15 protein-coding genes are annotated in these 12,904 nt (G+C 49.6%); 4 read left to right on the forward strand and 11 right to left on the reverse strand.

All coding sequences use genetic code 11. The features are described 5' to 3' along the window. Window positions 1–409 precede the first annotated feature (409 nt). The 11 genes from ABYP73_RS06095 to ABYP73_RS06145 form a co-directional block, all read right to left on the reverse strand. Window positions 410–877 carry a hypothetical protein gene (locus ABYP73_RS06095; protein ID WP_372973755.1) on the reverse strand — a complete coding sequence of 156 codons (468 nt, stop codon included), beginning with the start codon at window positions 875–877 and terminating at the stop codon, window positions 410–412. Between the two features lie 247 nt (window positions 878–1,124). Continuing rightward, window positions 1,125–2,522, reverse strand: a complete 1,398-nt coding sequence (locus ABYP73_RS06100; protein ID WP_372973756.1) for a short-chain fatty acid transporter — start codon at window positions 2,520–2,522, stop codon at window positions 1,125–1,127. Then, window positions 2,519–3,100 (reverse strand): cysteine hydrolase family protein, encoded by a 582-nt coding sequence (locus ABYP73_RS06105; RefSeq protein WP_372944816.1) that lies wholly within the window; start codon window positions 3,098–3,100, stop codon window positions 2,519–2,521. The genes ABYP73_RS06100 and ABYP73_RS06105 overlap by 4 nt, the downstream gene beginning before the upstream one ends. Before the next feature lie 13 nt (window positions 3,101–3,113). Then, entirely contained in the window at window positions 3,114–3,998 is an 885-nt protein-coding gene (locus ABYP73_RS06110) for an ABC transporter ATP-binding protein (protein ID WP_372973757.1), read from the reverse strand. After that, a complete protein-coding gene (modB, locus tag ABYP73_RS06115; RefSeq protein ID WP_372944814.1) occupies window positions 3,995–4,666 on the reverse strand; it encodes a molybdate ABC transporter permease subunit in 672 nt (223 codons plus the stop codon). The genes ABYP73_RS06110 and modB overlap by 4 nt, the downstream gene beginning before the upstream one ends. Then, window positions 4,663–5,067 carry a molybdopterin-binding protein gene (locus tag ABYP73_RS06120; RefSeq protein WP_372973758.1) on the reverse strand — a complete coding sequence of 135 codons (405 nt, stop codon included), beginning with the start codon at window positions 5,065–5,067 and terminating at the stop codon, window positions 4,663–4,665. The genes modB and ABYP73_RS06120 overlap by 4 nt, the downstream gene beginning before the upstream one ends. Next, on the reverse strand, window positions 5,060–5,833 hold the full coding sequence (gene modA, locus ABYP73_RS06125) for a molybdate ABC transporter substrate-binding protein (protein ID WP_372944812.1): 774 nt from the start codon (window positions 5,831–5,833) through the stop codon (window positions 5,060–5,062). Before modA ends, ABYP73_RS06120 begins: the two co-directional genes overlap by 8 nt. Window positions 5,834–5,895: 62 nt before the next feature. Beyond that, window positions 5,896–6,411, reverse strand: a complete 516-nt coding sequence (locus tag ABYP73_RS06130) for an SRPBCC domain-containing protein (RefSeq protein ID WP_372973759.1) — start codon at window positions 6,409–6,411, stop codon at window positions 5,896–5,898. 4 nt (window positions 6,412–6,415) lie between these two features. Continuing rightward, entirely contained in the window at window positions 6,416–7,576 is a 1,161-nt protein-coding gene (locus ABYP73_RS06135) for a serine hydrolase (RefSeq protein WP_372944810.1), read from the reverse strand. A 19-nt stretch (window positions 7,577–7,595) separates the two neighbouring features. After that, window positions 7,596–7,853 carry a hypothetical protein gene (locus ABYP73_RS06140; protein WP_372944809.1) on the reverse strand — a complete coding sequence of 86 codons (258 nt, stop codon included), beginning with the start codon at window positions 7,851–7,853 and terminating at the stop codon, window positions 7,596–7,598. 5 nt (window positions 7,854–7,858) lie between these two features. Next, a complete protein-coding gene (locus ABYP73_RS06145; protein ID WP_372944808.1) occupies window positions 7,859–8,305 on the reverse strand; it encodes an SRPBCC family protein in 447 nt (148 codons plus the stop codon). A 113-nt stretch (window positions 8,306–8,418) separates the two neighbouring features. Between ABYP73_RS06145 and ABYP73_RS06150 the strand changes: the two genes are divergently transcribed. The 4 genes from ABYP73_RS06150 to ABYP73_RS06165 all read left to right on the forward strand — a co-directional run. Beyond that, window positions 8,419–9,303 (forward strand): peptidyl-prolyl cis-trans isomerase, encoded by an 885-nt coding sequence (locus ABYP73_RS06150; protein WP_372944807.1) that lies wholly within the window; start codon window positions 8,419–8,421, stop codon window positions 9,301–9,303. After that, window positions 9,296–10,726: a peptidylprolyl isomerase gene (locus ABYP73_RS06155; protein ID WP_372973760.1), complete on the forward strand. Its 1,431-nt coding sequence runs from the start codon at window positions 9,296–9,298 to the stop codon at window positions 10,724–10,726. The genes ABYP73_RS06150 and ABYP73_RS06155 overlap by 8 nt, the downstream gene beginning before the upstream one ends. 3 nt (window positions 10,727–10,729) lie before the next feature. Continuing rightward, a complete protein-coding gene (locus tag ABYP73_RS06160; RefSeq protein ID WP_372944805.1) occupies window positions 10,730–11,683 on the forward strand; it encodes an AAA family ATPase in 954 nt (317 codons plus the stop codon). 193 nt (window positions 11,684–11,876) lie between these two features. Continuing rightward, window positions 11,877–12,904, forward strand: a 1,028-nt coding sequence (locus ABYP73_RS06165) for an aconitase family protein (RefSeq protein WP_372973761.1), incomplete at its 3' end; no start/stop codon positions are given.

Consider the following 12,904-nt stretch of genomic DNA (forward strand, 5'->3'; position numbering starts at 1 on the left):
GTTCCAGGTGAATACCCTGGTTGCCGATCCTCCGTTCCCGGTAAAACTCGCATCGATATCCCCGTTGAAATCCGAACGATCCCCGACGACAAAATCGGAGGGACTCGTATTCAACAGGGTGCCGTTAACAGTCACCCTCACAAAGGGATCATTATCCTTACTGCAGGATGTAAACAAGAACAGCGCAGGCAGTGCCAATAACAACGTCCATTTGCTTAAGAATTTTAAATTAGATACTACTGTAAGGTACATTTTAATTGCTTTTTAGGTTTTCATTATAATAACAACTTCAACGCCAAATCTCCTGAAAATTTAACAATTAATGAGATTATTTCAATACGCTCAATTTGCGGTAAAATAAAAAAGCGCTGTGAGTAACACAGCGCTTTTCTCATGATTGAAAATTCAATTAGTTTCCTTCACTCAGAGAAAAACTTCCATCTCCTGTAAAGTTGGTTACCTCAATAGTAACCGTCCAAATTCCGGAGGCCCCGGCAGAGGTTACACCGCTAAAGGAATCCGGCTCCGCACCTCCCTGGATGGAACGGTCGAGTACAGTGACTTCTTCTGAATCCCGAACGATCATCCGGAAACTACCTTCAGAGGTAGCGGTAATATCCGCATTGTAGTCGGCTGTACTCAAATTGTTGTTCCAGCTGAACACACGGATAGCGGTTCCTCCGTTTCCGGTAAAACTCGCGTCGATGTCCCCGTTGAAATCAGAACGATCCCCTACGACAAAATCTGAAGGAGTCGTATTCAATTGGGTTCCGTTGACGGTCACCCTCGCAAAGGTGTCATCCTCCTTGGAGCATGATGTAAAGAACAACATAGCTGGCAAGGCCAGGAACAAGGTCCATTTTTTTACATAGTTCATTTTAGTTGAAATTGTTAAGTTCATGGTATTCTTTTTTGGGTTTACGGTATTATAACAACTACAACGCTGGAATTCCTGAAATATTTTCTTTTTTTTTAAGAGCAGACCCTTGCAGACCCTATAAAATAAAGAAGTAAGCTGTTTTGAAGGAAACCTTCAGACGCTACAGGTATACATTGGAGATCAGCCGCCCACCAGTGGGAAACTCTTACAGCGATCTCTCAATCTCACAAGACTCTTGAGGTATTCAAAGAGGCCATAACGTTACCACCGCCAACTGCAATACAAGAAATAGAAGGAAGGGGATCACCAGGTACCCCATGATGTCCCGGGCCTGAATTTTCGTACCTGCTCCCAGGACAGGAATGATCACAAGCAGGAAAAAAGGTTGCAACAGATTCGTGAGGCTTTCCCCGTAGGCCACGGACATCACCGCCCGGGAGATCAGAGCGTTCAGTTCCTCAGGGGGCAGTGAAGCTCCTATTTCCTGTACAGCTTTAATGATGGAAGGGCCGATCACGGCGAATTCCCCTCCGGCAGAAGGGATGGCAAAATTCACCAGGGCCCCGGAAAGGAAGGCAAAAAAGGGAACGCTGTCCACGCTGGCCACAGAAGCCATCCACAACGCCAGTTTCTCTCCGAGACCCGTGTAGATCATGATCCCCATGATGCCCGCGTAGAAGGGGAACTGAAAGACGATACCCGAGATATTTCCACTAGCTCTTTTCATAGCGATCACATACCGCATAGGCGTTCCATGAAGGAAAAGACCGAGAATTAAAAAGATAAAGATCATGATGTTCAGGTTCAGGTCGAGTCCCCGGGTCATAAAGTGATGGACCAGGTAGACCGTACCTGAGATGGCGATCACATATTGCAGGATCACACTGTTGTTCAACAGGTCAGAAAATGCCCGGAAAGGCAGTTTCGGGAGTTGGGCTTCCTCATGTATGCTGGTAGAGGCCTTGTCTGATTCCGACCCGAGTAACTTCTCCAGGGTGGGAACCTCTTCGGTCTTCGGTGCCAGGTAATGCATCAGCAGGGGGCCTGTGACCACTATGAGGGAGAGCATGGCCAGGTTGAGTCCACTTCCTAGGGTATTTACCGTGGGCAGGGTAGTCTCAAGGATTCCGGCTTCTATTATGAAATTTCCAGGGGTGTTGAGTAACAGAGGAATGGAACTGGAGAGGCCGCATACCCATATCAGATTGGAGAAATAGATGCAGGCGATCAAATACGGATAGTGTATCCCTTTGATCCTCAGGGCCAGTTCCCGCCCCAGGACAGCGGTTATGACCATCCACCCCCAGCTCACCAGGCAAAATAGGGAGCCGAGTAATACCACCAAAAAATACACTTGCCGGGGTGATCTGATCTGCCTCGCAAGACGGTCTATCCCTCTGTTCACCTGGGGTGAAAGGGCGATGGAATACCCCGTGACCACCAGCAGTACCATTTGCATCCCAAATTCGAGCAACATCCAGAAACCGTCATACCAGGAGCGTATAACTGTAAGAGGAGTAGCACCGACCCAGGTCATGGACAAGGCTGCCGTGATCAGGGTAAGCAAAAGGGCAAAGACAAAGGCATCCGGCATAAACCTTTGAAAAATATCCGTGAACTTCTTTCCCAGTTTCTGAATCATTCTTTTTTAGTCGAGTTTAATACGTTAGGGATCAAAATATCCGATTCAATGACCGTCGCAAACTCCCGGTGCAGGCTTGCCAGACAGACCCTGTGGACCAAATCGGCCTCGTAACGAGCTCCATCAGGGCCTAAGGTATCAAAAGCGGCCGTCGCATCAGCGACCACGTAGGTTTTATACCCCAGGTTTCCTGCCATACGGGCCGTGGAGGAAACACAATGAGGGGTTGTAAGGCCCACCAGCACCAGGTCCGTCACCCCGGAATCCTGCAGCATTTGGTGGAGGGGGGTCCCCATGAAAGCGCTGTTGGTATCCTTCTCCACAATGGGTTCATCCGATAAGGGTTTTACGATGTCTTTGATTTCATTTCCAACTGTCCCCGGGGTCAGGGGGGATGGCGGTTTCCCAAGGTGTTTGATATGGTAAATGGGGTACTTCTTTCGCCTCCAGATCGCCAGGAGTGAGGCAGCCTGCTGCTCTGCTTCGGGATTATTCCTTCCACCTCCGTAATAGTCGACTTCCTCCAGTCCTTTCTGGATGTCGATGAGGATCAGTGCCGGGGGGTTATTGAATTTCATAGTGTTTATTCAATTAGAGGCTTTCATCTACCTTATAGATCACGGGATTAAAAGCCTTAGAGGCCACAACGACCTGGTCTCCGGGACGCAGACCTTGCATTTCTGAAGGGTGGGCCGCAACCCTGATGATATGGTTTCCTATAAGAACACTGGCGACTGCAATAACCCCTTCCCGATCCAGTTCCAGCAAGGTTCCCGTGAACTGAAATTTCCCGCTCAGCCTTCTTTCCATAAAGATCTCCCGGGGGGTACCTGTATTCCTGATCCTACCTTTTTCCATGACCACAGTGATATCCGAGAGTTTGACGATCTCAGCCAGGTCGTGGCTTACCATCACGGTGGTAAGTCCGAATTTGCGATGAGAGGAGAGGATGTATTCCTGCAATTTTATTCTCATCCCGGCATCCAGTGCTGCCAGGGGTTCGTCCAGCAGGAGGATGTCAGGTTTTTGAGCCAGGGCCCGGGCCAGGGAAACCCTTTGCTTCTGTCCCCCGGAAAGGGAATCCGGGTACCGCTCCCTGAGGTCCTGCAGGTCCATGTCTGCGATGAGTTCTTCCACCAATTCTCGTGAAGAACCCTTTGATTGGGCAAATTTCAGATTTCCGAGTACCGTCATGTTGGGAAAGAGCGCATTCTCCTGGAACACGAATCCCACGTTTCTTTTTTGAGGCGACAGGTCAGCCCGCTTTTGGGAGTCGAACCACACCTGTGCTCTCCTGGCGATACGGCCGCTATCCGGCGTGAGCAATCCGGCCAGGCTTCTCAGCAAAGAGGTTTTTCCGGAGCCTGAAGGACCGTAAAGGGTGATCAGTTTTCCTTCGGGGATGGCCAGATCCAGGTCGAGGGAAAAATCACCCCCCTTCGATCGGAGTACTTTATGGATACGGACCTCGATCATTTCCAGAATCGGGTTATATATCCTCCATTGACCAGGTAGACGGAGAGAAGGAGTATAAAAGTGAGAACAAAGAGGATCAGGGAATACGTATTGGCGGCGGCGTAATTCAGGGCCTCCACCTCATCGTAAATGGCGATGGAAGCCACCCGGGTCTTGCCCGGAATATTTCCCCCGATCATCAGGACCACCCCGAATTCGCCCACAGTATGGGCAAAGGAGAGGACGATTCCGGTAAGGAGGGACTTCCGGATATTCGGAAGCAGGACACGGAAGAGCTGAGTGGTAGCCGACTTCCCCATGGTAGCGGCTGCTTCGGACAGGGAAGGAGGAAGGGAAGACAGTCCGGCCTGAATGGGCTGTACCATAAAGGGCAGGCTGTAGATAACCGACGCCAGCACGAGTCCGGCAAAGGAAAAGACCAGCGGGATTCCCAGCCAAGTATCGATCCAGGCACCAAAGGCATTGTTCGGGCTGAAAGCCAGCAAAAAATAGAATCCGAGGACCGTAGGGGGAAGTACCAGGGGCATGCTGACCAGGGCTTCCAGTACGGGTTTTATCCGGGTCCGGGTCTTGCTGAGCCAGTAGGCCAGGGGAATCCCAACTACCAGCAGTACCAGGGTGGTTGTCAGGGCTAATTCAAAGGTCAGTATCAGGGGGTCCCAGTTCATAACGGTGCCAGCATCACTTCGTTTAATTTAATCAGTGCCGATACAGATTTCCCGGGAACAAGTCCCAGTTCCCGGACCGAGCGGGTACTGATGATGGATCGTATCCTGCCCTCTGAGCATTTGAGGTCCAGACTGCTCAGCAGGGTGCTTTTATCCACTGCTTCCACCGAACAGGGGATCTTATTGCTCAGGCTGATGTCCTTTATGTTTTCAGGGCCTATGGCTACTTCGGTTTCCTTGAACAGGACCTCTACCTTTTGGTTCTTCTTCAGGTAAGGGGCAGAATCAGGGGTGTCTATGACGATGCTCCTGAATTCGAGATCTTTCGCAGTCTTCACCGTGACCAGAGATAACCCTCCATCTGTTTCAATTTCACTGATATGGCCCTCAAACCTATTCATGAACCGAATATCCAAAATTTTTAAGGACCTTCTTTCCATCCCGGGAAAAAAGATACTCATAAAATTGTGTAGCTCCGGGTTTTACTTGCTTACCGGTCTTAAGGAGTACAGCACCATGGGGTAAGGGATGGTAGGCATCAGTGTCTATACGGATCCATCTGCCGTGTTCCCTTTGGGAAGGACTCATAACGATGGACAGGGAAGTAAACCCCAGTTCGGCAGAGCCGGACTGAATGAACTGGTTGGCCTGGGCCACGCTTTCCCCATAGACCAGTTTGTCCCTGACTTGCTCTTCCTGGCCATAAAACACCAGAGTTTCCTGCGCTGCCCTTCCAAAGGGTGCGATCCTCGGATTTGCCATGGCAATATGCCTGACGGAATCCGAGGTCAGTATTTCCATGGAGGGTTTGATATCCTGTCTGCCTGTCCATAGCACCAGGGCACCGTATGCGAACACTTCGGGTTTTTGAAGGGTCCTGCCCTCTTCGAAAAGGGACTCCGGGTATTCCATATCCGCAGACAGGAAGAGATCAAAAGGGGCACCTTCCCTGATCTGGGCAAAGAGCTTCCCGGAAGACCCCGGTATCACTTCACAGGTGATCTCATGATCCTTTTCAAATTTGGCTACTAGCGAATCCACGGCGTACTGCAGGTTAGAGGCTATGGCTATACGGAGGGTACTGTCATTGCCCTTCTCCTCTCGGCAACCCGTCAAAAAGATAGTCGCAAAAAGCAGCAGGAAAATCCCGGGGAAGTGTTTCATCATGACATGTACCTTTAATACTCGCTTTAAATGTTTCCCCGGAAGATACCATGAAGAAATGAGGATCATATATTCACGAACTCAAAACTCGCCATGGGGATCTTCCTGAGGTTTTTCTCGGTCTCGTGGAGGAGGATACCGTATTCGAGATACGCCTTGAGGTTGGCCAGCCAGAAGGTCCAGCCATTGCTGCAACCTACATGCAGCTTTATCTTGCTCTCCTCATCGGTGGGGATGTTTGCCTGGGTGAGGGAGATAAGTACCTGGTCTCCATCCTTCGCCAGTTCAACGGTCACCCTGCAGAATTCGGCAAAGGAAAATTCGATCCTGTCCTTACCGTTAGCTTGCAGGATCTCCCCGGTCTCCTGCCCATCCCAGTTATACCATCGCCAGGTATATCGATCGCCCTTGCCGACGAATTCCTTCGGTTTTCTTTCCCGCCCCTCCCTGTTTTCATACACGGCTTCCTGGAGAAACCATGAACAGATCCCTTCCGGTGTAGCCCAGCACCAGTAGAGCTTTTCCAGGGGGGCCTTGATATAGATCTTTTTCGTAAAACTTTCAAATCCCAGTGATGACATCTTCCTATCGTTTTCTTTTTAGCTCTATGCGGTAGAGTTCTTCCCCGAGTGCGGCGAGAAAAGGGATCCCGATCTCATCGTACTCGTAGGCATTGTCGTTGAATATCTGGTCCTCGTTGACGAGGATCGTAGCGGTAAGCAAAAATTCTACCCCATTCTCCTTATCGCTTACATAGGCGCAATCCGTAAGGGTGCCATAGGCGTAGCCCACCTTGTTATAGATACTTATGTGATTGGGAAGGGGCTCTTCGGTGTCCCCGAATAAAAAGAATTTGCCGTAGCTGTCGTAATACTCCACCGGGTCGTAGCCCGCCTGTCGGGGCAGTATTTTCATCGCGTCCAGCAGGAAGGAGCGTTGGGATTCACTGAGGCCGAAACGTTCTCTTTCCTCGTATGCCTCCGGGAATATAACCCTTTTGAGGACCTCGTGCTGCGTAGACACAGGGTAGTAGTTCTTGAGGCTGAAGTCGAACGGCCCGGTCATCAGGGAATCCCCCTCGTAATACCCCATACCTTTTTTGATCCGGTTCAATTCCAAGGGTTTCGGGGGAGTGTTGACGCTGCCGGGCAACAGGGTGGTGGTGCTGTCATTCAGATAGACGATAAGGGGTTTGGTTGTAACCTCGTCGGCTTCCGGCACTGAGAGCCTGTGGGAAAACCTCGCGGGACCTGTATTTTTTGTCTTGAATCCGGCGTTGATGGCATCCTGGCCCAGGAATTCCAGCAGCCTGTTACTGGCCGCATTGTCACTTACGGCAAAGATCTTCATGACCTCCTTTCCAAAAGTGGTTTCCAACGTATCTCCTTCTACGTAAAACCGCGTATTGAGGTTCAGGTTTTCAAGCTGATTCAATTTCTCGATCGCCATAACCGCAATGGGAAATTTCACTGTGCTGGCAGGATAAAAATATTGTTCCTTATCGACCTGATAATCAAAATCCCTGAAAACTAAGGAGTCGCCTTTCCGATCTATCTGGGTATACCTGATCTGGACCTCATAAGGAGCGGGATCGTCCATAACGTTTCTGATCCTGGGATCCTCAGAGGACAGGACCTGCTCCAGAGGATCCGTGTCAGGATGATCACCCGAACACCCAGTCAGGCCCATCAGGATAAGACCCAGGAGGGGAAAACTCATGGTGCGAAGAGAGGTTGGTTTCCACATGTCCGTTTATTTTCAGGGATTAGGAGGATGCCGGTTCCGAATAAACTTCCCCCCGATGAGGGAGTAATGCATCACGGATCTGTATCATCATAGACTCTTCGACAACCATATACGCAACCGCGTGCTGTTCGGACAGGGCATCGAATCCGCTGATATCCAAAGGAAGATTTTCCTTTTTAATGAATTCTGACAGGTGTACTGCGTGATGCCTGGCGATCTCCAGCGCATCGGGACCCCTGAAATCCCATAATAACTTGATCTTCCTGCTCTGGGCCATAGGATTCAACTATTGGTATTTCCCTCAGCAAAATTCTTGAAATCCCTCATGAATTTAAGGGTTTGCTTCTTAAAGGCACCGGGCATGAGAAAGGCCATCATCTTCATAAAGAATCCGCTGAACTGAAATTCAGATTCCACAATCCATTTCGTGGAGTTTTCCCCGAGGGATTTAAAATAATTTTTTACAATATTATGCACCCCTTTAGCATCATAAGTGCCGTGAAACTCATGGGGCAGATTGCGTTTCAGGATCGTCTCAATCATGACTATCTCCCTCTTTCCCATCTTGTAGTGCAGTTCCATCTGGGCCCCTTCTTTTCCCGGGATTCCGCTGAGGTGTTCAACCGAAATGAGGTCCTTTTGCCATAACTTCATGTTCTCCGGGTTGTCAAATTTTTTAATGAATTCGGCCAGAGGGACTTCCACAGTGATTTCGGTGAGATATTTCATGAGTCTGATAGGTAGAGGCCTAAAATTACTAAATATTGAGAAGTGCAAAATAAAAATCTGTTAATGCAAGGCGTTATCCTTGTTCAGGAGATTCGAATTCTTAATTTTGCGGAATGCATTTTGCTTCGGGAAATCACGTATATCCGGGGACCATATTAGGAAGCCTCCTGCTCTTTCTGATCCTGACCTCCTGTGAAGGACTCTTTAAAAGGGTGCCCGAAAATGCTCCGCTTGCTAGGGTAGGGGATGCCTATCTCTACAGAGAGGACATACAACCATTGCTCAACAACACGATCAACCAACAGGACAGTGCCTCCCTGGTAACCAATTACATCAACAACTGGGCTGTTAAGCAATTATTATACGAAAAGGCACAGATCAATCTTACCGAGGAACAGATCGAGGAATTCGAAAGACTTGTTTCCAATTATCGGGTCGACCTGTATACCAGGGCCTACAAAGAGGCTTTGGTACTCAGAGGTGAAGATACTACGGTGACCGAAACCCAGCTTCGGCAGTTTTACGAAATGGAGAAAGAGAATTTTCTGCTCAAGGAGAAGGTGGTTCAGCTTCGTTTTGTTCAATTGCCGAAACAATTCCTGAATAAGGAAGAAGTAAGGAAGCGACTCGACAGGTTCAGTCAGGAAGACCAGGTTTTTCTGGACTCCATTGGGGTGCAGTTCAAAAAGCTGAACTTCAACGATTCCCTCTGGGTTCCCCTCACGAGAATCATTCAGGAGATTCCGCCCCTGAACTATGAGAATGAGGAGAGATACCTAAAAAAATCACAATTTTTTGAATTGGAGGACTCCCTGGGGGTATATTTGGGTAAGACCGGGGAGGTGCGGACTTTTAACGAAATAGCCCCTCTGGGGTACATTAAACCTACCTTGAGGCAGGTCCTGCTCAACCGAAGGAAACTCGATTTCCTTCGCAGACTGGAGACAGAGCTCCTCGATGAAGCTGTAAAACGTAAAGAATTTGAGATCTATGAATAAAGAAATAACCAAGATTCTGCTATTGCTGATGACGACCTGCACCTTTTTCTCGCAGGCACAGGAAAGTGAAGAACCTGTTGAGGCTATAGCGCAGGAAGCTGTCGTAACAGAGGTGGATACCGCAAATTCGTTTCAAAAGATCAAGCTGGATGGTATTGCGGCTGTAGTGGGCGACTATGTAATCCTGGATTCAGATATTGAGAAGACCCTGATCGACCTCAGGAGCCAGGGCGCTTCAACGGAAGACATTACCCACTGCAGTTTGCTGGGAAAACTCATGGAAGACCGCCTCTACGCCCACCAGGCGGTGCAGGACAGTATCCTGGTCTCCGATGACGAGGTGAATGCCACCAGCGACAGGCAGATCCAGCAATTGATCCAGCAGGTGGGTTCCATGGAAAAAGTGCTGCAGTTTTACAAAAAAGAAAGCGTGGAAGACTTCAGGGAGGAACTCTACAACATCAACAAACTCCGCATGCTTTCAGAGAAAATGCAGCAAAAGATCGTAAGTGATATCAAGGTTACCCCGGAAGAGGTGCGCCAGTTCTTCCGCAATATCCCCGAGGATGAAAAACCTGTTTTCGGAGCGGAACTGGAGATTTCCCAGATTGTAAAGATGCCTAAGATCCCGGAGGAGGAGAAGCAAAAGGTCATCAACAAGCTGAGGGAGATTAAAGCAGATGTAGAGGATAACGATGCGAGTTTCAGTGTAAAGGCGATCCTGTATTCCCAGGATCCGGGATCGAAGTCGAAAGGCGGTTTTTACAGCATGACACGACAAACTCCTTTCGTCAAGGAATTCAAGGACGTTGCCTTCAGCCTCCAGGAAGGAGAGATCTCTGAACCTTTCGAGACCGTATTCGGTTATCATATCATTTTTATCGAAAAGATACGAGGGCAGGAACTCGATCTCCGGCATATCCTCATCCAACCGGAGATCCCCCAATCTGCCATAGATGCTGCTAAAATTGAGCTGGATACTATCCGCAAACACGTCCTGGAAGGGAAGTATACCTTTGCGGAGGCAGCCCTGAATTTTTCAGATGAAAAAGAGACCAAGTTTGACGGGGGACTCCTCAGGAACCCCATCAATTTCGACTCCCGTTTTGAACTGACCAAGATGGATCCTACCCTCTACAACCAGGTAAGGAACCTGAAGGACGGGGAGATCTCTTACCCCTTGTTGGAAGCAGATCCCAGGGGTGGGCCGCCCAAGTACAAGATCTTGAAAGTGACCAACAGGTACGACGAGCACGAAGCCGACTTCGCAAAGGACTACCTCAAGATCCAGGAGTTGGCTCTGAGGGAAAAACAGTACAAAGCCATTCAGGAATGGATGGAGGAACACATTAAGGACACCTATGTGAGCGTCAATGCAGCCAACAAGTCTTGCGACTTTGCAAATAACTGGGTGAAGAAATAGATCATGTCTGACGTAAAGGCCATAGAGGAATTAGGGAAAAAACACCAGGCGCTTAAAAAAGAGATCGCCAAGGTCATCGTTGGGCAACACGAGGTTATAGACCTTATCCTTCTTTCGATCTACACCGGCGGGCATTCCCTGCTTATCGGAGTTCCGGGACTGGCGAAGACCCTTATGGTCAACACGATCGCCAGGACACTCGGCCTGGATTTCAAACGTATTCAGTTCACCCCGGACCTGATGCCCAGCGATATCCTGGGCAGCGAGGTACTGGACCAGAACAGGTCGTTCAAGTTTATCAAAGGCCCTGTCTTTGCCAATATCATCCTCGCCGATGAGATCAACCGTACGCCACCCAAGACCCAGGCCGCCCTTCTCGAAGCCATGCAGGAAAAGGCGGTGACCATAGCGGGTGAAAGACATAAACTGGAGGCACCATACTTTGTGCTCGCCACTCAGAATCCCATTGAGCAAGAGGGAACATATCCCCTTCCGGAAGCTCAGTTAGACCGGTTTATGTTCGCCATAGAACTGAAATACCCTTCCATGGAGGAAGAGGTACAGATCGTGAAAGAGACCACAGATGATGAGGAAGCGACCATCAATCCCTTATTCGATGCTGAAGAAATACTGACCGTACAGCATCTGGTCAGGAGGATCCCTGTGCCCAACAATGTGGTGGAATACGCGGTGAAACTGGTAAACAGCACCCGACCCGGTACTCCGTCATCATCGGATTACATCAACCAGTACCTCGATTGGGGCGCAGGCCCCAGAGCCTCACAGAACCTTGTCCTAGGCGCCAAGGCCCATGCAGCGGTAAATGGCAAATTCTCACCGGATATCGAAGATGTGCAGGCCGTTGCCCTGGGTATTCTGAGGCACCGGATCATCAAGAATTACAAGGCGGAGGCAGAAGGGATCACTGAGGAGGACATCATCAACCACCTGATGTAGAACCCGGTCTTACAGGAAAGAGATATCTCCCTTCACAACATCTTAAATTCAGTGGCCGTGGGAATGGAAAATAACATTTCGACGGGCCCTGTTTTGCAGACTTGACAATACTTCAGAGCGGCTTCAAAAAGTTTCCCCAACCCTTATTAATTTTTTATCTTTGGGAGATTAACAATTGGTAAAAACACAAATAATGGCATTTGATATTGACATGATTAAAAGCGTCTACGCCAGGATGGCGGAGCGGGTAGATAAAGCACGTGAACTCTCGGGTAAACCCTTGACTCTTTCCGAAAAAATCCTGTACTCCCACCTGTGGGACGGTACCCCGACAAAGGTCTTCACAAGGGGAAAGGATTATGTGGATTTCGCCCCCGACCGCGTCGCATGTCAGGATGCCACGGCCCAGATGGCCCTCTTGCAGTTTATGCACGCCGGAAAGCCTAAGGTGGCTGTTCCGACCACGGTTCACTGTGATCACCTGATCCAGGCCAAGGTAGGGGCGGAAGCCGATTTGAAAAGGGCCAACCAGACCAGTAACGAGGTATTCGATTTCCTGGAGTCCGTTTCCAACAAGTACGGGATCGGGTTTTGGAAGCCAGGGGCGGGGATCATCCACCAGGTGGTCCTGGAAAATTACGCCTTTCCGGGAGGTATGATGATAGGTACGGATTCCCATACGGTGAATGCGGGCGGACTGGGTATGGTGGCTATAGGTGTTGGTGGTGCCGATGCTGTAGATGTCATGGCCGGAATGGCCTGGGAATTGAAATTCCCGAAACTCATAGGGGTAAAACTGACCGGTAAACTCAGTGGTTGGACCGCACCCAAGGATGTGATCCTCAAGGTGGCAGACATTCTCACCGTAAAAGGGGGTACCGGGGCCATCATAGAATATTTCGGAGAAGGAGCTACCTCCATGTCCTGTACCGGAAAAGGAACCATCTGCAATATGGGGGCTGAAGTGGGTGCCACCACCTCTACCTTCGGATATGACGAATCCATGGACAGATACCTCAGGGGCACAGACCGATCCGATGTGGCTGACGAGGCCAAAAAAGTAGCGGCCTATCTGACGGCAGATCCTGAGGTATACAGAGAACCCGAAAAGTATTTCGACCAGGTGATCGAGATTGACCTGAGTACTCTGGAGCCCCATTTAAACGGGCCCTTTACTCCGGATCTGGCCACGCCTATCTCTAAAATGGGAGAGGCTGCCAA

The organism is Muriicola sp., from assembly GCF_041567615.1.
Classification (GTDB): Bacteria; Bacteroidota; Bacteroidia; order Flavobacteriales; family Flavobacteriaceae; genus Muriicola.

Bases quoted from the DNA above. Each gene is read 5' to 3' on its own strand.
- ABYP73_RS06095 (WP_372973755.1), bottom strand. From the start codon at position 877: ATGAACTATGTAAAAAAATGGACCTTGTTCCTGGCCTTGCCAGCTATG.
- ABYP73_RS06100 (WP_372973756.1), bottom strand. From the start codon at position 2,522: ATGATTCAGAAACTGGGAAAGAAGTTCACGGATATTTTTCAAAGGTTT.
- ABYP73_RS06105 (WP_372944816.1), bottom strand. From the start codon at position 3,100: ATGAAATTCAATAACCCCCCGGCACTGATCCTCATCGACATCCAGAAA.
- ABYP73_RS06110 (WP_372973757.1), bottom strand. From the start codon at position 3,998: ATGATCGAGGTCCGTATCCATAAAGTACTCCGATCGAAGGGGGGTGAT.
- modB (WP_372944814.1), bottom strand. From the start codon at position 4,666: ATGAACTGGGACCCCCTGATACTGACCTTTGAATTAGCCCTGACAACC.
- ABYP73_RS06120 (WP_372973758.1), bottom strand. From the start codon at position 5,067: ATGAATAGGTTTGAGGGCCATATCAGTGAAATTGAAACAGATGGAGGG.
- modA (WP_372944812.1), bottom strand. From the start codon at position 5,833: ATGATGAAACACTTCCCCGGGATTTTCCTGCTGCTTTTTGCGACTATC.
- ABYP73_RS06130 (WP_372973759.1), bottom strand. From the start codon at position 6,411: ATGTCATCACTGGGATTTGAAAGTTTTACGAAAAAGATCTATATCAAG.
- ABYP73_RS06135 (WP_372944810.1), bottom strand. From the start codon at position 7,576: ATGTGGAAACCAACCTCTCTTCGCACCATGAGTTTTCCCCTCCTGGGT.
- ABYP73_RS06140 (WP_372944809.1), bottom strand. From the start codon at position 7,853: ATGGCCCAGAGCAGGAAGATCAAGTTATTATGGGATTTCAGGGGTCCC.
- ABYP73_RS06145 (WP_372944808.1), bottom strand. From the start codon at position 8,305: ATGAAATATCTCACCGAAATCACTGTGGAAGTCCCTCTGGCCGAATTC.
- ABYP73_RS06150 (WP_372944807.1), top strand. From the start codon at position 8,419: ATGCATTTTGCTTCGGGAAATCACGTATATCCGGGGACCATATTAGGA.
- ABYP73_RS06155 (WP_372973760.1), top strand. From the start codon at position 9,296: ATGAATAAAGAAATAACCAAGATTCTGCTATTGCTGATGACGACCTGC.
- ABYP73_RS06160 (WP_372944805.1), top strand. From the start codon at position 10,730: ATGTCTGACGTAAAGGCCATAGAGGAATTAGGGAAAAAACACCAGGCG.